This is a genomic window from Mucilaginibacter frigoritolerans, from assembly GCF_007830615.1.
In the GTDB taxonomy this organism is placed as follows: domain Bacteria; phylum Bacteroidota; class Bacteroidia; order Sphingobacteriales; family Sphingobacteriaceae; genus Mucilaginibacter; species Mucilaginibacter frigoritolerans.
Map to the genome: position 1 here is coordinate 198,140 of NZ_VLLI01000007.1, position 18,974 is coordinate 217,113.

At 39.0% G+C, this 18,974-nt stretch carries 20 protein-coding genes; 5 read left to right on the forward strand and 15 right to left on the reverse strand.

Annotation, left to right across the window (positions count from 1 at the left end):
• Positions 1 to 109: 109 nt before the first annotated feature.
• Both JN11_RS13255 and JN11_RS13260 read left to right on the forward strand, forming a co-directional pair.
• A complete protein-coding gene (locus JN11_RS13255) occupies positions 110 to 982 on the forward strand; it encodes a rhomboid family intramembrane serine protease (protein ID WP_144913259.1) in 873 nt (290 codons plus the stop codon).
• Entirely contained in the window at positions 972 to 2,093 is a 1,122-nt protein-coding gene (locus JN11_RS13260) for an endonuclease/exonuclease/phosphatase family protein (protein WP_144913261.1), read from the forward strand. Before JN11_RS13255 ends, JN11_RS13260 begins: the two co-directional genes overlap by 11 nt.
• Positions 2,094 to 2,196: 103 nt before the next feature.
• On the opposite strand, the gene JN11_RS13265 is transcribed toward JN11_RS13260, so the two are convergent.
• Positions 2,197 to 3,453, reverse strand: a complete 1,257-nt coding sequence (locus JN11_RS13265; protein ID WP_144913262.1) for a pyridoxal phosphate-dependent aminotransferase — start codon at positions 3,451 to 3,453, stop codon at positions 2,197 to 2,199.
• A gap of 174 nt (positions 3,454 to 3,627) precedes the next feature.
• Here JN11_RS13265 and efp point away from each other — a divergent pair, with 174 nt between their 5' ends.
• The gene (efp, locus tag JN11_RS13270; protein WP_144913264.1) at positions 3,628 to 4,191 is read left to right on the forward strand and encodes an elongation factor P; all 564 of its coding nucleotides are present in this window, start codon (positions 3,628 to 3,630) and stop codon (positions 4,189 to 4,191) included.
• Positions 4,192 to 4,225: 34 nt separating this feature from the next.
• Here efp and JN11_RS13275 read toward each other — a convergent pair whose 3' ends face one another.
• The 3 genes from JN11_RS13275 to JN11_RS13285 all read right to left on the reverse strand — a co-directional run bounded on the left by JN11_RS13275 (position 4,226) and on the right by JN11_RS13285 (position 7,979).
• On the reverse strand, positions 4,226 to 4,981 hold the full coding sequence (locus JN11_RS13275) for a UDP-2,3-diacylglucosamine diphosphatase (protein ID WP_144913266.1): 756 nt from the start codon (positions 4,979 to 4,981) through the stop codon (positions 4,226 to 4,228).
• A 123-nt stretch (positions 4,982 to 5,104) separates the two neighbouring features.
• On the reverse strand, positions 5,105 to 5,527 hold the full coding sequence (locus tag JN11_RS13280) for a response regulator (protein ID WP_144913267.1): 423 nt from the start codon (positions 5,525 to 5,527) through the stop codon (positions 5,105 to 5,107).
• Between the two features lie 529 nt (positions 5,528 to 6,056).
• On the reverse strand, positions 6,057 to 7,979 hold the full coding sequence (locus JN11_RS13285; protein ID WP_144913269.1) for a YfbK domain-containing protein: 1,923 nt from the start codon (positions 7,977 to 7,979) through the stop codon (positions 6,057 to 6,059).
• Positions 7,980 to 7,998: 19 nt separating this feature from the next.
• On the opposite strand from JN11_RS13285, the gene JN11_RS13290 reads away from it, so the two are divergent.
• Both JN11_RS13290 and JN11_RS13295 read left to right on the forward strand, forming a co-directional pair.
• Positions 7,999 to 8,631 (forward strand): RNA polymerase sigma factor, encoded by a 633-nt coding sequence (locus JN11_RS13290; protein ID WP_317131273.1) that lies wholly within the window; start codon positions 7,999 to 8,001, stop codon positions 8,629 to 8,631.
• Positions 8,624 to 9,964 carry a carboxypeptidase-like regulatory domain-containing protein gene (locus JN11_RS13295; protein WP_144913271.1) on the forward strand — a complete coding sequence of 447 codons (1,341 nt, stop codon included), beginning with the start codon at positions 8,624 to 8,626 and terminating at the stop codon, positions 9,962 to 9,964. Before JN11_RS13290 ends, JN11_RS13295 begins: the two co-directional genes overlap by 8 nt.
• Here the strand turns inward: JN11_RS13295 and JN11_RS13300 are convergent.
• The 11 genes from JN11_RS13300 to JN11_RS13350 all read right to left on the reverse strand — a co-directional run bounded on the left by JN11_RS13300 (position 9,961) and on the right by JN11_RS13350 (position 18,969).
• On the reverse strand, positions 9,961 to 10,701 hold the full coding sequence (locus JN11_RS13300; RefSeq protein WP_144913273.1) for a DUF4197 domain-containing protein: 741 nt from the start codon (positions 10,699 to 10,701) through the stop codon (positions 9,961 to 9,963). The genes JN11_RS13295 and JN11_RS13300 overlap by 4 nt on opposite strands.
• A 136-nt stretch (positions 10,702 to 10,837) precedes the next feature.
• Positions 10,838 to 11,848 (reverse strand): inorganic phosphate transporter, encoded by a 1,011-nt coding sequence (locus JN11_RS13305; RefSeq protein WP_144913274.1) that lies wholly within the window; start codon positions 11,846 to 11,848, stop codon positions 10,838 to 10,840.
• 7 nt (positions 11,849 to 11,855) lie between these two features.
• Complete coding sequence (locus JN11_RS13310; RefSeq protein ID WP_144913276.1) at positions 11,856 to 12,506, reverse strand: DUF47 domain-containing protein; 651 nt, start codon at positions 12,504 to 12,506, stop codon at positions 11,856 to 11,858.
• 47 nt (positions 12,507 to 12,553) lie between these two features.
• Positions 12,554 to 13,618 (reverse strand): sensor histidine kinase, encoded by a 1,065-nt coding sequence (locus JN11_RS13315; RefSeq protein ID WP_144913278.1) that lies wholly within the window; start codon positions 13,616 to 13,618, stop codon positions 12,554 to 12,556.
• A gap of 197 nt (positions 13,619 to 13,815) precedes the next feature.
• Complete coding sequence (locus JN11_RS13320) at positions 13,816 to 14,193, reverse strand: hypothetical protein (RefSeq protein WP_144913279.1); 378 nt, start codon at positions 14,191 to 14,193, stop codon at positions 13,816 to 13,818.
• A 351-nt stretch (positions 14,194 to 14,544) separates the two neighbouring features.
• Positions 14,545 to 15,078, reverse strand: a complete 534-nt coding sequence (locus tag JN11_RS13325) for a YceI family protein (protein ID WP_144913281.1) — start codon at positions 15,076 to 15,078, stop codon at positions 14,545 to 14,547.
• A 67-nt stretch (positions 15,079 to 15,145) separates the two neighbouring features.
• Positions 15,146 to 16,456, reverse strand: a complete 1,311-nt coding sequence (locus JN11_RS13330; RefSeq protein ID WP_144913282.1) for a carbohydrate porin — start codon at positions 16,454 to 16,456, stop codon at positions 15,146 to 15,148.
• 227 nt (positions 16,457 to 16,683) lie between these two features.
• On the reverse strand, positions 16,684 to 17,100 hold the full coding sequence (locus JN11_RS13335; RefSeq protein WP_144913284.1) for a Fur family transcriptional regulator: 417 nt from the start codon (positions 17,098 to 17,100) through the stop codon (positions 16,684 to 16,686).
• Positions 17,101 to 17,135: 35 nt separating this feature from the next.
• Positions 17,136 to 17,795, reverse strand: a complete 660-nt coding sequence (locus tag JN11_RS13340; RefSeq protein ID WP_144913286.1) for an HD domain-containing protein — start codon at positions 17,793 to 17,795, stop codon at positions 17,136 to 17,138.
• An 18-nt stretch (positions 17,796 to 17,813) separates the two neighbouring features.
• Positions 17,814 to 18,431, reverse strand: a complete 618-nt coding sequence (locus JN11_RS13345; protein WP_144913287.1) for a SprT-like domain-containing protein — start codon at positions 18,429 to 18,431, stop codon at positions 17,814 to 17,816.
• 109 nt (positions 18,432 to 18,540) lie between these two features.
• The gene (locus JN11_RS13350; protein ID WP_144913289.1) at positions 18,541 to 18,969 is read right to left on the reverse strand and encodes a CBS domain-containing protein; all 429 of its coding nucleotides are present in this window, start codon (positions 18,967 to 18,969) and stop codon (positions 18,541 to 18,543) included.
• Positions 18,970 to 18,974: the final 5 nt, after the last annotated feature.

Sequence of the window (18,974 nt, forward strand, 5' to 3'; positions counted from 1 at the left end):
TTGTTTATCCGGCAAAAAATTGCGTAACTGTTTGTAAATTGTAAAATGCAAATTATGGCACAACTTTTTAAACAAAAACAAGTTATCTGCATTATATGAATATTATTCTATGAGTACTCTTTGGCAAAATATACAGTATAAAATGCTTCGTTCGGGCAGTAAATTAAACCTGTTAATAGGTATTAATATTATTGTTTTTTTGCTGATTAATATACCTGCTCAACTTGAAAAGTTGTTTTTCAGGTCATTGAATATATATCGCTACAGCGACGAGTATCTTTTATTGCCAGCCAACTTGCATGACTTACTTAGTCATTTTTGGACCCCCTTTACATATATGTTTATGCATGATGGGCCTTTCCATATTCTGTTCAACATGCTGTGGTTTTACTGGTTCGGGCAAATATTTGAAGAATACCTAGGAAAGAAACGTACCCTCGGACTTTACCTATTAGGCGGTCTTGCGGGGGCTTTTGTATTTGTTGTAAGCTTTAACACTTTCCCACTGTTTACACATAGTAATGCGGCCTTATCAGGCGCGTTAGTTGGTGCTTCTGCAAGTGTAATGGCTATAATGGTGGCTACTGCTACCTTATTGCCAGATTATACTATACCCCTGATCTTCATCGGTCCTGTAAAATTAAAATGGTTGGTATTATTCTTTATAGTGATTGACTTTTTGGGCATAACCGGCTTAAATGCGGGTGGTGAGCTTTCGCATCTTGGTGGTGCCTTGATGGGCTTCATCTACATAAAACAATTACAAAAGGGACATGATATGGTTGGCGGTATTGCCAACTTATTCAAATCAAAGTCAAAATTAAAGGTAGTAGCTAAAAATCCTTCAAAAAATTCATCCGGCGTTCCGCGTCAGGAAGAAATAGATCTTATATTAGATAAAATTTCCCGGTCAGGGTATGACAGCCTGAGTAAACAGGAGAAAGAGATACTATTTCGCGCCAGCAATAATAATGAGGGATAAAACCAGGTTACCATTTATTGATAAAATTGTTCTATGGCTAAACTGCTTCTTTTGCTTTGCGCTGTTAATTAGCTACCTGGCTCCCGTTGTTGATCCCCGTAAGGCGTGGTTAATAGCCTTTTTTGGATTAGCCTATCCACTTTTAGTTGTTGGGTGCATTATTTTCATCGTTTACTGGTTATTTCGCAAGCCATGGTATGCATCTGTTTCTCTTATTACCATTGCACTTGGATGGGGCATCCTTAAAAACAATGTCGCTTTTCACTCTTCATCAAACGATCCTTTAAAACCAAAGGATAACGGAACTATCAGAATGATGACCTATAACGTACATAACTTTAAGCGTTATGGCGCCAAAAACGATACTTCAACTAAAAAAGAAATTCTACAGATCATCAACGCCCAGCAACCCGATATTATAGGTTTCCAGGAATTTTACAGCCGTAACCATGGCCAGTACGACATGCTCGATTCCCTGGTTAAGATAATGGGATCTGCCTATTATTATTTTAAGCCCATATTTTTTAACAGGACCGAAGCCATAGGTATAGCCATTTTTTCAAAATACCCTATTATTAGAATGGGGACTATACCTATATCTGATACTAAAAGCGAAAACGCCTGCTTATATATCGATGTAAAAAAAGACAACAAAGAGTTTAGAGTTTATAGCGTACATCTCCAATCAATCCGTTTTGATCCGGAAGATTACAAATACCTTAGTGAGGTATCAGCACAGGGAAAAACGGATATGTCATCAACCCGGCGGTTAGGAAGCAAATTGAAAATTGCCTTTATAAAAAGAAGCATCCAGGTTGATAAAATAAAAAAGCACGCGGCACAGTGTCCATACCCATACATCATATCCGGCGATTTTAATGATACGCCCACCTCATATACAGTAAACCAAATGAGTAAAGGGCTGAAAAATGCCTTCCGCGAAAAAGGCTTCGGCTTTGGCCGCACTTATAATGGCGATTTCCCTAACTACCAGATAGATTATATTATGGTTAGTCCGCAATTTGATGTTGACAATTACACCGTAATAGAGAAAAGATTATCAGATCACTACCCCGTAAGAAGTGATTTGATATTAAGCGACAGACCATAGTCCATGGACCATGGCTCTTTTTCGCTTAAATAAAAAGACCATAGTCAATAGCCCCGTGGCAGATCAACTATGGTCTATCGTCCATGGACCATGGACTAAAAACTTACACCAATTTAGCCAATGCAGCTTTAATGCGTGGGGTTAATTGTTCAATTTCCTGCAAAGTGCTGGCTCCTACCGATACCCTGAACCAATTTACATCATCACCCGTACCAAAGGCCGAGAACGGCACTAAGGCTACTTTAGCTTCTTTAATCAGGTAAAAATTGATATCTGCTGATGTTTTCAGCACAGTACCATCCGGGGTGGTTTTGCCTGCATAATCTACCTTTACCGTAAGGTAAATGGCACCCATCGGTTCAATAGAATCAACATTAAAGCCTTCGGCCTTTAACTGCTGGAAACCATTGTACAATGTGGTTAAACTGTTTTGAATATTATGTTTGATGTTGCCCAGGTAGGCGTTCACCTGGTCATCATGTTTCAGGTATTTGGCCATAGCAACCTGCTCAGCTTTTGGAGCCCAGGCGCCCATGTGGCCCACTATTGATTTCATGTGGTTAACCACTTCTGCCGGGCCAAAACCCCATCCTACACGTACGCCGGTTGCCGCAAAGCATTTTGATGATCCATCTACAAAAATAGTTACATCTTTCAACTCAGGGCGCAAACTAACCGGGTTATAATGCTCATGCTTACCAAAGGTAAGCTGCGAATAAATCTGATCGTACATTAAATAAAGCGGCTTTTCACCAGCTTTACGGGTTTTGTTTTCGGCAATTACCAGGTCGCAGATTTCTTCCAGATCTTTTTTGCTGAACATGGTTCCCGTTGGGTTCAATGGCGAACATAGTGCCAGCAGGGCTGCTCCTTTTAAATGTGGGGCAAGCTCAGCAGCAGTTGGCATAAAATTGTTTTCGGGCGTGGTTTGTATAATCACAGCCTCCGCGCCTGTTAAATCACAATAGTGATTATTGTTCCATGATGGTGCCGGAAATACTACTTTATCACCCGGATCAACCACGGCCATAAAGATGGAGTATATTAAAGGCCGTGAGCCTCCTGAAATCAGAATCTGACCGGGGTTGTAATCCAGATCAAACCTGCTTTTTAAAAATGCGGAAACACTTTCACGCAGGTTCAGCATACCATCGGCAGGAGGGTAGTTGGTTTGGTTTTGGGCATAAGCCTCTACAATGTCCTGCTTCAATTCGGCAGGGATAGGGTAAATGTTGGAATCAAAATCGCCAATGGTTAGGTTGGCAATGTTTTGTCCCTGTCTTTTTAACTCGTTGATTTCGCCTGCAATTTTTATAATTTCGGACCCATGCAGATTTCGGGCTAGTTTAGAAACACTCATGATTGATGTGTAATTATTGGATGCTGCAAATGTGCAGATTTTAATTTGAAAATTTGAAGAAGTGCCTGTTTGAAAACTACAATTTACTAATCTCTGACCACTAACCTCTTATCTAAAACGGGCTCTTGTTTATTTACGCGCAAGTCCATAAGTTTGCGCCTCAATAATATTGTTATGTCAAAAGCATCCGAAGTAAAAAATGGCAACATCCTTCGTTTTAATGGGGAATTGTTGCAGGTAGAAGAATTTTTGCACCGCACACCAGGTAATTTACGTGCTTTTTACCAGGCGCGTATGCGTAATGTTAAAACCGGCAAACTGGTTGAATACCGTTTCCGTACAGATGAAGAGGTGACCATTGCCCGTGTTGAAACTAACGACTACCAGTATTTATACGAAGACGGAGACTCATTAGTGGTGATGGATAATAGCACATATGATCAGCATAATATCCCAAAATCATTATTTGGCCCTGCAGTAAAATTTCTTAAAGAAGGGATGAACGTTATTGTAGCTTTTGAAAGCGATGAGCCAATTATGGGCTCAGTACCTGGATCGGCAGAGTTAGAGGTTACTTACACTGAGCCCGCTGTTAAAGGTGATACCTCAACCGGGGCCCTTAAAAATGCGACTGTTGAAACAGGTGCTGAAATAAAAGTACCATTGTTTATCAACATTGGCGATAAAGTTAAGGTTGATACCGCTACCGGCGCTTACGTTGAGCGAGTAAAAGCATAATATTTTCCTGATCCAGCCGGATTGGAAACAAAAACTATAAAGATTTCTCGAAATAATGTAAGGTAACATCTGCGCCATCAAACATGGCGTAGGTGTTATTAAACACCCATTCACCCAGATTAATATAGCGGCTTTGATCATTGAGCCTGATATCCAAAGGTAAATGGCGGTGCCCAAAAATCAGGTAATCGTAATAATGTTTTTTTAGCAAATCGCGACAGTAAACAACCAGCCATTCCTGCTCTCCAGGTTTTGCATCTTCCTTTTTTTCATTAGCCAGCCTGCTGCCCGATGACCAATAATTAGCAATCCCAACACCCAGGTTAGGATGGATGCGGGCAAACAACCACTGGCAAAAACTACTGCGGAAAATCTTTTTCAGTATCTTATAAAAGGTGTCACCGGGACCAAGGCCATCCCCATGGTGCAGGTAAAACTTTTTTCCATTACGCTCAATTTCCAATTCATTAGTAATAATGGTGGCGCCCAGCTCCTTTTCAAAGTAATCAAACATCCACATATCATGGTTGCCCTTAAAAAAATAAAGTTTTACGCCGGCATCAGCTAACTCGGCCAGTTTCCCTAAAAACCTGATATATCCTTTAGGCACAACCGTTTTATATTCAAACCAAAAGTCAAATACATCGCCCATTAAAAAAACTTCGGCGGCATCATCTTTTATAACATCAAGCCAACGTACCAGACGGGCCTCACGCTCACGGGAAGCAGCATAAGTGCCGGTACCTAAATGAAAATCTGATGCGAAATATAGTTTGTTACGGATAGCCATTATTGCTGTAAAAGTAATAATAATGTACAGATGAAAAACTCCGATTTCAGGAATGCTGTGAAATGATAAGGGAGGCTATAGAAAACCTCCCTTTATTGATATGGCTCAACAATAATTATAAATTTAAATCAGGCAATTTTTATACCCGTCTGCATTTGCGCTAGCTTCTTCGCAAATCTTGTTTATTAATTCCCGGTTCAAAGGCTTGGTCATAAATGAATTAACACAAGCATACTTCTTTGAATGAAAAACATCAGCCGAGCGGATAGATGAACTCATTATATGCACCTGTACCGTTTTTTGTGATGTTGCATTAAATACCTCTAACTCATCTAAAAACTCCCACCCGGTTAATTGCGGCATATCCAGATCTAAAAATATTACATCAGGCAGCGTTCCCTTTTCCTTGTTTTCTTCTAAATAATCTAACACCAACCTGCCATCAAAAGTATAGGTGGCTTGTTCACAGTGGCAATTATTATGCAGCAATCTTTGCATAATGTAGTGGTCTGTCGGATTGTCGTCAATTACTACAAGTTTGCACATGGTTAATTAGGGTTAATTTAACTACTAGCGTAATGTTACTTACACTAACAACGCATCAAAAATTGCTTAGATAAATTAAATTTTAACCCAAACCGCACAACACCCAACCATCAATTAATTTATCATTTATCAGTTAATATTTATTTAATAAATACCCACTAATATTCAACTTTTAGCAATAATATTTAAGTACTTTAAAACAATAACGTGCTGTTATTTAACAAAGTAAAGATAATAATATTTTAAAGCCCTTTCAATACTACAGCAGCTACCGCTTATTTAGCCAACGGGAGCAATCGGCATGCCATTGGATTTATTTGCAGCCAAACAAGGTGATTTTGTTCTATTAGGAAACAAAGTTCATATTGGTTAAAAAAAGATTTCTTTATACTTTTAACCACAACTCCCAGCTGTAGAAAAAATGACACAAGCAGGGAAAATGGAAAACAAAAAGAATTTTTATTACATAAAAAAGACAATTAAAAAACGGCGAGGGAGCAGAATTTATCCCCCCCCCTTGCCGTTTAATTTATTCAGACGCTATTGAACTATTGGCTAAAAGTGCAGCGCTCTCTGCAAGTCGCACAAATTCTGACCGGTAGCCATCCGGATCTGTACCTTTAGCAGCTTTGGCTATGCTTATTGCCTGTTGGAAATTTGACTGCTGTTTAAATTCTGAATTACGTAACAACATACCAAACTCAGCAACTGCTACAGCAAATCTAAAGTCAGCGGAGGCCGCATTAAATGCTACAGGTTGATCCTTTACAGTAATCAGGCTCATTTTACTTGATGCTGAATCGTTTAATTTATAGCGAAACTTGATGGTCATCATTTCATCAGATCCGTTTTCTGAAACCGGAGCATCATTTTTTTGATATTTAAGCGGATCAACACAAACTATATAATCATCTTTTATCCCAGCCGGTACAATTTCATACAAAGCCGTTACTGTATGGCCCGATCCTATGTCACCTGCATCTTTTCTGTCATTATTAAAATCTTCTTTATTCAGCATTCTGTCTTCATAACCCAGCAAGCGGTAAGCCTGCACCTTTGCCGGGTTAAATTCAATTTGCAGCTTTACATCTTTGGCCACAGTATATAAAGTGCCTGCAAACTCTGTAACAAATGCCTTGCGGGCCTCTGTAATATTATCAATATAAGCGTAATTACCATTGCCTTTATCAGCAAGCGTTTCCATTTTACTATCTTTCAAATTACCCATTCCATAGCCCACTATGGATATGGCAACCTTACTTTCCCGCTCTTTTATAATAAGTTGCTCCATGTCTTCATCACTATTTGGGCCAACGTTGAAGTCGCCATCGGTAGCCATGATGATCCGATTGTTCCCTTTCTCCATAAAATTTTCTTTGGCAATGCGATAAGCCATTTTTATACCTTCGCCACCGGCGGTTGATCCATTAGCATTAAGCTGATCAATGGCATTATCAATAATTGTTTTTTCATTACCGGCGGTTGAGGCAAGTGCAACACCAGCCTGCCCGGCATAGGTTACTATAGCTACTTTATCTTTAGGCCTTAACTGCTCAACCAGCATTTTCATAGATGCTTTCACCAGCGGCAGCTTATTGGCTTCATCCATGGAGCCTGATACATCAATTAAAAACACCAGGTTTGACGGAGGCAATTTATCCATATCAATAGTTTTCGCTTTTAATGCGATGCGTAACAACCGATGTTTCGCATTCCATGGTGCTGATGATAATTCAGTATGAATAGCTACAGGTTGTTTACCGGTTGGCCCTGGTAAATCATACTTAAAGTAATTAATCATTTCCTCTATACGCACTGCATCAGCAGGAGGCAGTTGACCGCCATTTATAAAACGCCGTACATTACTGTAGGAAGCTGCATCCACATCAACAGAAAAGGTAGACAGCGGATTGCTTTTAACATCGTTAAAGCCATTTTCATTAATGGGTTTATAACTTTCGTCAGTAGCGTTAACCGGTGTGGCAGCGATATATTTTGGAGAAGCAGCCACCGCTTTATTGCCCCGGATCGATATCCCTGCAACCTTACCTTGTAATGTCTGAACCGTCGTTGGTGAAACAGTAGCTACACTACCAGTAATATTTTGCTTTCTTACAGAGCTATAGCCAATTACCATAACTTCGTTAAGAGATTGGGAGGATGGTTCCAGGTAAACATTTATAGAATCAGCTTTACCTACTGCTACCGTTTTACTTTCATAACCAACGAAAGTAAAAATTAAACTTGCTTTTTCTGCAGATGTATTAATTGAATAATGCCCCGCGGCATCTGTGGAAGTTGCTGTAGAAGCACCTGCAATTTTTACCGAAACACCAGGCATAGGCAGTTTATCGTTACTGTCATAAACGGTTCCAAAAATGTGGCGGGTGTTGCCTGGCTTAAACCCTGTTAGACCGGCAAATAGCAAAAGGAGTAATGCAATTTTTTTCATAATCTTTTGGTTTTTAATAATGATGCAGCAGAAAGCATATTTCCATAAACCATTTAAAAAAATTATTTTTACCACCCCAGGAATGAGCTTTTTTTATAAACCAATTAAATCCGATGATGCAGCTGATGATATTCTGCTCAGTAACTACCAAAAAAGTGGCGACCTGGCTATATTAGGAAAGTTGTATCAAAACTTTTTACCGCTGGTTTATGGTGTTTGTTTAAAATACTTGAAAGATGAAGAACAGGCAAAAGATGCAGTAATGGGAATATTTGAAGAACTGGTAACCAAAGCCAAAAAACATGATATTAAGCAATTTAGAAGCTGGCTGTATGTAGTAAGTCGCAATTATTGTTTGATGCAATTACGTTCGGATAAAAAGATGGAGACAGTTAATCTGGATGAAGTTATGGAATTTACACCTTTTTTGCATCATGATGATACGAACAGAGAAGAAGCAATGGCTGCTTTGGAAAAATGTCTGGATAAATTACCGGCAACCCAAAAACAAAGTGTAAGCTTATTTTATTTAAATGAAAAGTGCTACAAAGAAATAGTTGAACTAACCGGCTTTAGTTTGAATGAAGTAAAAAGCTATATTCAAAACGGAAAGCGTAACCTAAAAATTTGCCTGGATAAAAGCAGTGAGTAAAATTGATACAGACATATCGATAATCAGGAAGTATCTTAACGGAGAACTTGATGGCCCTGCTATGCACCAACTAGAAAAACGTGCACAGGACGATCCGTTTTTAATGGATGCTATTGAAGGCTACGAAAAAGCTACAGGCAATCAACAAAGTCAATTAAACGAACTGGCTGCCCGCATTAATCAACGTGTGGCACCTAAAAAAGCAAGGATCATTCCTTTTAGAGCGATTGGTATTGCCGCGTCTGTATTAGTAATACTTTCTATTGGTGGCTGGTGGTTATTAAATAATAGCCACCATACTGATAAACCACAACTGGCAGCAACAGTTGCTCCTGTAGTAACAAAAACAACTACGGATTCTGTAAATACCATAATTACTCAACAAACGCCACTGGCCAGCTTAAATATAGCCAAGCCTAAAGCTATTGTACATTATAACCGTTTAAAAGCAGTCGCTAGTGCCAATGCTGCACCTGTTTTAGCTGATAATATTGTCTCCAAAAAAGATTCCGCAACTACAGATTCTACTCCTTTAAATGAGATGGTGGTGATGCAATATACCGCAGCCCCTAAACAAAAAGACAAAGAAATTGCGAATGCCAAAGTAGTAATGGATACCACAACCGCACTTGGCATTAAAAAACAGCAGAGTCCTATTGATAAATTACTAGAAGGAAAAGTGGCCGGAGTAAATACGGAAGCAGCGGGATATCGTGCACCTACGGGCAATGATTTGTACGATAGCAATTACTTGTCTAAAGCTTATATAAGGGGCCAGGTAATTGCCAAAGAAGATGGCGCACCTTTGCCGGGTGCTTCTATCAGAATAGCAGGAACAAATAAAACTGCTCAAACAGATGCTAATGGCCGGTTTAAAATAGCAGTTGATAGCACTAAAACCAATCAACTGGTTATTGATTTTGTGGGATATCAATCACAACATATAAATACCAATAACCGCGACTCTCTAAAAACAATAGCATTACAGCCTAATACCAGTGCACTAAGTGAGGTAGTTGTTACCGGCTATTCTTCACAGCGCAAAACAGCGGATGACGATATTTTTATAGCTGCCCGTCCGCGAAATGGGTGGAACAGCTTAAAAAAATACCTGAAAGAGAGTGCTATTTCGCCTGATGGTAAAACAGGCGCGGTAAAACTTGCTGTAACCATTAACGGTAACGGCGTTATCACTAACGTTAAAGTAGTAAAAAGCTTAAGCACCCCAACCGATCAAAAAGCGGTCGATCTGATTAATAATGGGCCGCAATGGTCAGGCGGCTCTGATGGAAAACCCGAAACGGTGACTGTTAACGTTAAATTTGGCAATTAATTCATCTTGCTATCGGCAAAGGCAAATACCTTTTGCATTACCGGGGATGGGCGTGCACCAATATTTTTGCGAATATTGAGTTCTTCTATCGCAATTTCATAAAATAGCCCGTCAATAGCTTTTTGGGTAACGTAAGCGCTGATGTCCGGATTTATTTTACTTACAAACGGAACTTTATTGTACTCTTTTGCAACATCACCATAATATTTTGTGGCACCAACTTTATTTAGGCTGGTTTGCACAATTGGTTTAAAAGCGGCGAATAGCTGATCGGTAGTAGTACGTTTAAAATATTGGGTTGCGGCATCCTGGCTTCCCAGCAAAATGTTCATGGCGTCCTGAAGAGACATATGCTCAATGGCACCAATAAATATTGGCTTGGCTTGTTTGGCAGCATCCTCAGCTGCACGGTTCATGGAAAGAATAGCATCATCACACATTTTACCCATGCCTAATCCGCGTAGCGTTTTTTCAGCCTTCACCGCTTGTGGCGGGAACAATATTTTAATGGCTCCATTTTTAAAAAAACCATCAACGGCCGATAACTGATCTGAACTTTTAGCAGTGCCCTGTGCTAAGGCTTGTTTTAGGGCATCCGCAATCTCAAATTGCGAAGGAATACCTGGTTGAACAACTGATATAGCTGTTCTTTTAATATGATATTCATTAGCCGGCGTATAGCTGGAAAGTGTAATAAAAATTACCAGTGAGGGGATCAGCAATAATGTTGTTTTCATATGTGTAGCTATTGGTTTATGCCATGATTTTTTTACATACGGACAGTAAATGAACGTAGATTTTGTGCTTATTTTATTTCAAATAATACACTAAATATTCATCAGCCAAAATAAAGAAATTTATCAGCACTTAAAATTAAAGCACAACTCTTAATATAGCAAATATGCCTGCGGCAATTAATGCTGATATAGGTATAGTAATAATCCAGGCCCAAATAATGTTTATTGTTAATCCCCAGCGTACTGCTGATAAACGCTTGGTTAAACCTACACCAACAATTGCCCCTGTGGTAGTATGTGTTGTTGATACCGGGATACCGAATTGTTGTGTGAAAAATAAAGTTAATGCTGCAGCAGTTTCTGCACTCACGCCCTCAAGCGGGGTTATTTTAGTAATTCGTGAGCCCATGGTTTTGATAATTCTCCAACCACCAGACATGGTGCCTAATGCAATAGCAGAATAACAAGCCAGCGGAATCCAGTTGGGCATAGCATCGCCCGCTTTTATAATGTGCGAGGTAAATAAGGCCACATATAATATACCCATTACCTTTTGGGCATCATTACCGCCATGTGCAAAGCTTAGCGCTGCTGATGATACCAGTTGCAGTCTTTTAAACCAACGTTCAGCAGTTGATGGCCTTGCATTTTTACAAATGTGTAATATAAGTATGGTTACCATATAGGCTACAACCAAACCAATAAACGGTGCTAACACAATATAGGCCAAAATGGTAAGAATGTAATGCATGTTAACCGCACTCAAGGCGTTTGACCCCATGTATATGGCATTTGTAATACCAGCACCCGCAAAACCACCTATTAGGGTATGTGATGAGCTTGAAGGTATACCGAACCACCAGGTAATTAAATTCCATGTTATGGCTGCAATTAGGCCTGCCAGTATTACATTCATGGTCACAAAGTGCTCTTGTACAATTTTTGAAATAGTATTGGCAACCTTATGGTCTTTTACAAAAAAGTAAACTAAAAAATTAAAAGCTGCGGCCCACATTACCGCCTGGAAAGGTGTTAATACCTTTGTTGATACAATAGTGGCAATTGAGTTTGCAGCGTCATGAAAGCCATTGGTATAATCAAATATCAGTGCAAGGCAAACAATAACAATAAGTACAGGTGTGATCATGTATCGCTTATGCGTTTTTAACTAATATTGATTCCATAACATTTGCAGCATCCTCACACATATCTGTAGCGGTTTCTAAAACTGATAGTATTTCTTTGTATTTAATAAGACGGATAGCATCTGTTTCATAAAGGAACAAATCAGCCACTGCGCGGTCAAAAACATAGTCGGCCTGATTTTCAACGCTATTTATCCTGATGCAAGAATCAGCAATACTGCGTACGTTTTTAAGATCTTTTAATTCCTTTACCGCTTTTTCAAGTTCAATAGCTCCCTGCAACGTAAGTTCTGACAGCTTACGGATGTGCTCATTAAAATCATCAATACGATAAAGGCTCATCCTGTTAGCAGCACCCTGAATATAATCGGCAACATCATCAATAGCTGACGCAAGCGCGTGGATATCTTCGCGGTCGAAAGGAGTGATAAAGTTTTTACCCAATTCAAGATATACCTGGTGGGTTATTTCATCACCTTTATTTTCTAATTTATCAATCTGTTTAAACAGCTCTTCGCGGGTTGCAGGATTATCTGAATTTACCGTTTCAACCAATATAGTGGCCATTGCTACTGCATTGCTGGCTGCCTGCTCAAATAGTGGAAAAAATACCTTTTTATCTTTAGGAACAAAGTATTGAAAGATGCTGTTTAATGACATTTTTTTGTGTATTTGGGCAAAGGTAATCTTGCAATGTTAAGTTAATGTTAATTCTTTAAGACTGGAATGTTAGGCAAATGTAAAGTTTGGCGAGATTTCTGTAAAGTAAACCCAAAAGTTGACCCTAATCCTTCGGTGCTCCGCACATTAATAGTTTGTTCATGCGCCTCAATAATATGCTTAACAATAGCCAGGCCTAAACCCGAGCCACCAATTTGTCGTGAACGGCTGGTATCAGTCCTGAAAAAGCGTTCAAATAGCCGTGGGAGGTATTTTTCTTCAATTCCAATACCATCATCTGTTACTTCAACCAACACCTGATCGTGCAATTCAAACAAACTCACAGCAGTATTTCCTTCTTCATTTCCGTATTTAAATGAGTTATCAATAAGGTTTACCAGTACCTGTCGGATCTTTTCACGATCGGCATTTACCAAAATTGGCTCATCGTATTTTTGTTTGAATATTAATTTAATGTTATGCTGGCGGGCCTTTAGCTCCATCGACTCAAAAACCTCCTTAATGAGGTCATTTATTTTGAAACGTGTAAGGTTAATCGGTATCTCGCCCGACTCCAGTTTTGAAATTTCATCGAGGTCCTTAATCAGGTAACTTAAGCGATCAACGTTCTTAGCTGCTTTGGCTAAAAACTGGCGCGCCATTTCCCTATCCTCAAAATCATCATCCTGCAAAGCTTCAATATAACCTTGTATAGCAAACAATGGGGTCTTAAATTCGTGGGAGATATTGGATAAAAAATCGCGCCGGAATTTTTCCTGCTTACGGAGTTCATCAATTTCGCTCTTTTTTTCGCGTGCCCATTCTTTTACTTCGGCTTCTACATCATTTATAGGATCAGCGCTTACGTGTTCACCCAAGGCATCGCGCAAATCGCGCCCAAGCTTCAGGTTATGAATCAGCTTGTAAATGATCTTAATTTTCGAATAAACATATTTTTCTATCAGGTAATAGAAAACAATAAAGCTGGTACAAATGGTAACAGCAAACGTTATCAGCATGTAATACCAGCTATGCTGAAAATAATAATTAACTGCCGAAAGGGTTACTGCAACGGCTGCAGCATTAATTAATACAAGTATCCTGAATTTCATACTTGTAAAGTTACGATTAGAGATTAGAGATCGAATACCAGAGATCAGTTATTTAATTGTTAAGTATAAGTTAGTTTTTGGAAGATCAGATTTTGCCAACCTGTGCATCAGATAAATAGTTCCACAAAAAAAATCGCCTCCGGTAATCTGGAAGCGATGCATTATGTAAATTTAAGGATGTTATACTTTAGTGCCGGTTACTCCATTACCATGAATGTTTTTGAATAACCTTCATGATATACCAAAATATCTTTTTTTATGTTTTGATTTTTAGCAATTACTTCAAGGCTGTATTGGCCATCCTGCAAATGAGTAAGTATGTAGCCCTTTTCCATTGACTTTAAAGCAGGCATTACGTCTTTATATACTACGTTTTTATCTGCATCATAAACAATTACTACTGCTTTGCTGGCCGTGTTACCATCAACCTTAACTTCAAGACCTTTTAATGATGGTAATGAAGAAAGAGTGATGGTTGCTTTTGATGGCGGAACAACTGTTTTTGGTAGATTTGCTGCAAAAACACTTGCACTTGCTAATACTAATAAAAAGGTTAATTTGATTGATGTTTTCATGATTTCTAATTTTTTAATGTTTTTATATTGTTGTTGTTATTTCCTTTTGACACATCAAAGTAACAGCAACTTTTTACGCTAAAAAAACGAACTAGACCATCAGCAATCAAGTATAGACTAATGTGCCGTTTGAGTCGGCAAACCCTATTAATATGTTAATTATTAGCATAATACGATTTTAATCGGCTTAAAACGGCGTTTCATCGGTGTGTCTTTATTGTTGATAGGAAATTATCCAATTTTCTATCATGCCGGACCCAGCCACGGAACTTCATCGAGGGGCGGATTATTTACATGGAAGATCTTTCAATATTCAGAAAACCTGATTTCTGATTAACTAGGCTCTAATCCCTATCTTTCCATCTCTGCATCAACAGTAACGCTAACTTCATTGCCCATCACCAGGCTGCTTCCGCCTACGCCAAAATCAAGGCGGTTGAGCTTAAAGGTTCCGTTAAGTATTATAGTGTTTCCTTTATCTGTATACGTAAAAGGAACCTCAACCTGCTTGGTTTTGCCTTTTATGGTGAGATCAAATATGCCGCTATAATTATTGCCGCTTTTATGTTTAAACGATACTGATTTGATCGTTATTTTGGGATAATGTGCCAGATCAAAAAAATCTTCCCCGCGTAAATGCTCATCACGCATGGAATTATCTGTATTAATAGTATTTACTTCAACAGAAGCATCTAATGTACTTGCAGTAAGATCAGCAGGATTAAATTTCACACTGGCTTGCAGACCACCTATGGTACCGCCGGTACCAATGCCCATATTTTTTATTTTAAAGCTAATTTGAGCATGTTTTACGGTAGTTTGAGCAAGAACCAGAGCTGTATTAAATAGTATTAAGATGCTTGAGAGCACAATTGTTTTCTTCATAAACCGATTAACGCATTTTTGCTAAAAATAGCTTTTCCCAATTAAAATTTATTTTGCCAGTATTTTTTTAAAACTCTACGTGCGCCCTTAATGAAAATACATTTACCGGACCGCGGTCTTTATTATAAGCCGGATTTACAATAAACTGGTAATCTGGTGTAAGGAAAAGCTTTTTTTGGTAGGCATTTATCTTATAATAAATTTCTGCAATCATTTCTGGTGCATAGTTTAGCTTGCCATCCCCAATGATAAACCCATATCCCCCATCAGCCAGATAATTGCGATGAGGCCCCGATAAGCCATCGCCTATAAAAGCCAGGGCTACTTCGTCGTCAGGACGATTCCATTGTGAGCCTTTTAATTCGCCACCAAAAGTAATGGAGCGGTCAATTTCGGTAAAGAACCAGGTTTGGGTATGGCCGTCATTCCAGCTGGCTTTGGCAAACACGCCAAAATCCTTGGTAAGGTATTGATCGGTATTAATGCCAAACCCGTATTTATGGCGTCCGTAAGCCTGTGTTGAATCTACATTGGGTGCTTTAGGGTTTTGGGCAATGGCTTGGTCGTAATTACCAAACTTACCATTATTCAAAAAGCCTAAAATACGTAGCGTGCCTTTCTGACCATCAATAGTATAACGTTTTTCATATTCAACCGTTTGGGTGTTAGCCTTAGCTATTTTAGCGTCCCAGATTGATGAATTCGCTTGGGTAACATTCATGGTAAATGAAAAACGCAATGTCCAGGTAGGCTGGCCCAATTCGGTATATAAACCCAATACATAACCACGTGTATTTGCAGGATAGTCCCAGGCGCCGTTATCCATCAGGGCCCAGTTCATAAATTGTGACCGGGGGTCATGACTAAAATTATTGCCATCAAAAAAATCGGCCATACCATACTTGCCCGCCGCAATTGAAAAATATCTTTTGCTCCTTGTTCCACCTAAAACATTGCCGTCAGCATCAATAGTGTCCCTATCGGTACCCCACTCAAAGGTTTGTTTTAAGTATAAACGGGCTATGTAAACCGCTGGAGCAACACTGTTTACTCTAAATGTTTCGCCATTAGGGAAACCAGCGATTCCGGTGGTTTTGCTTAGCCCTGAGCCACCTGATAACTCGGGATTAAAAAACACTTCGGCCCCTTTCCATAAGCGCATCGCTCCAAAAAAGGTCGAAGTAATTGAAGTTTGTGTTTCTGTTAAGGGCGATAAACTATTTTGCCCGCTATACGCGGCAGTAAATGGCGGTTTATACTGTGTTATCACAGTTTGTTGAAAATGAAAACTATATCGTTCTTGCTTCACCGTATCCTGTGCCATCACTACGGTTAAAACATTTAATAATATAATGCTAGTAAGTATTAGTTTTTTCATATCAAAAATTTGGGCAAAATTAGCGCATCTATGTAAAGCAGATGTTTAATTAATATAAACTCCACCATTGTTAATTATTTATGCAAATCTAATATATTTTTTAGACTAGCCTAAATTTATTATTATAAAACCATTAAATCCCATAACAGCAATTAATTACAATTGTTACAGGCAATAGTATTAATGTGGCGCAAAGGTATAAGGGAAAGCTATGCAATGGAATTGCATTATTCAGCACATTGATCACAAACCCCTTTTACAAGCAGGTTCATTTCTAACGAATTAAATTTTTGAGGAAGGGCAATATCAGGAATTTTAGAATCGGGCAGGCAGAAGGTTTCTTTACAATTGATACAATAAAAGTGCACATGCATATCATGATGCTCATCTGCATCACACTCATCCAGGCATAAGGCATATTTAGGCGAACCTGTTCCATCATCAATTAAATGTACCAGGCCCTTTTCTTCAAAAGTTTTTATAGTCCGGTAAATAGTGATCCTGTCTGCAGGCAGCAGGGCTTTTTCTATGTCACTTAAACTGATGGCCGATGCCTGCTTTAAAAGCAGATTAAGCACCAAAATGCGCATAGCAGTTGGGTTAATATTTTTATCAATAAGCTTCTGCCCGGTAATGGTTTCCATATGTTATGCAAAGTAAAGGCATTTCAAGCTGATATTTATACAGAAACAGAAGCTTCCCATTCGGCATAAAACTGCTCCAGGTAACTTTCCATAAAGGAATGCCTTTGTTTAGCCAACTTCTTGCCGGTAGTGGTATTCATTTTGTCTTTCAGCTGTAACAACTTTTCGTAAAAATGATTAATGGTTGGTGCCGTTGTGTTTTTATATTCGGCCTTGGTCATGCTTAAATTGGGCTTTATTGCAGGGTCATAAAACTCACGACCCTTAAAACCGCCATAACTAAATGCGCGGGCTATCCCAATTGCGCCAATGGCATCAAGCCTGTCAGCATCCTGAACAATTTGAAGCTCCTTTGAAGTAAAAATAACTTCATCAAATGATGATTTGAACGAGAGATATCTTATTATTTGCTGCACATGATGAATGGTTATATCATCAACATTAATACTTTTCAAAAAAGTGCTGGCCGTTTGAGGGCCTATTTCTTCATCACCACCATGAAATTTACTATCCGCAATATCATGCAGCAGTGCAGCAAGCTCAACAACCAGCATATCGGCCTGTTCGGTTTTTGCTATAAGATTGGCATTGTTCCATACCCGGTAAATGTGCCACCAATCGTGCCCGCCTTCGGCATCTTTTAAGGTATTGCGTACAAAATCTGCTGTTTTGCCGATCAGTTCATTTTTATCCATTCGTAAAGGATTTGATGATTAATTTTTTTCTTCCAGGTGTTCAACCTCAGCAACGGGGCTAAACAGGTAAACGCGTTTAGAGCTTACCTCAATACATTTATACCGCTTGCGCAGTTTTTCATCCTTACGGAATACCCGCCCATCTTTTAATTTAAACAGTGCCTTTGGCGGTAATTTTTCAACCGTATGCACTGATTCTTTTGGCGCATCATATTTGCGCAATGCACGGTACAGATCAAGATCCGAACAACTGGAAGCTGCCGGATTATTCAAATAACTTACTATGGCCCGCTTTACATCCATGGGGAAAATATCTTTCTCAAAAAAGGGTTGCATCATTTTTTTGAAATTGTCTTTCCACTCGGTTCCATGTGGTTTTGCTTTATGTTTATGTTGGTTCCAGGTATGCAGGTGAGCAAACTCATGCACAGTGGTTACCAAAAAAGCATAAGGGTTAAGATCAAAATTAACTGAAATACGATGCCCTTTTTCTAAATGCGGTGGCCTGTAATCACCAAATTTACTGTTCCGGTTACGCGAAATTTTAAACTCGCATTTAAAGTAATCGATCCAGCGGCCAATAAGTGGTGCCGCATCTGCCGGAAGATATTTTTCAAGAACTTTTACTTTATCCAATTTTCACCTCAATACAAAGATACTGCTTTTAGTATAATTACTAAATGTGCATTGTTGCAGGTATGTAAAATATGTAAGCTATCCAGGTCAAATTAAACCTGAATTATTTTCAGGACTGGATATAGGACTTTAACTGCTCAATAGTTTCTTCGTGCGAAAGAATAGTTTCTGTAACCACATCACTAATGGATATGATACCACACAAACGGTCCTCTTTAAAAACAGGCAGGTAACGGAGATTACTCTCGCTCATAATGTGCATACAGGTTTCGATAGAATTATCAGGCAATATCCGCGGAAAACCTGTGCTCATAATTTCTCTTACTTGTGTTTCGAGCGATGATTTGCCATGCAATATTACCTTACGGGCATAATCACGCTCAGTAAGCAGACCTGCATAAACGCCATCTTCAGTAATAACCACTGAGCCAATGTTTTTATCGGCCATTAATTTAAGGGCATCTAATACGGTAGTACTGCCATCAATAGCAATTACACTACTTCCCTTACGGGTAAGAATATTGGAAACTTTTTTCATAATTG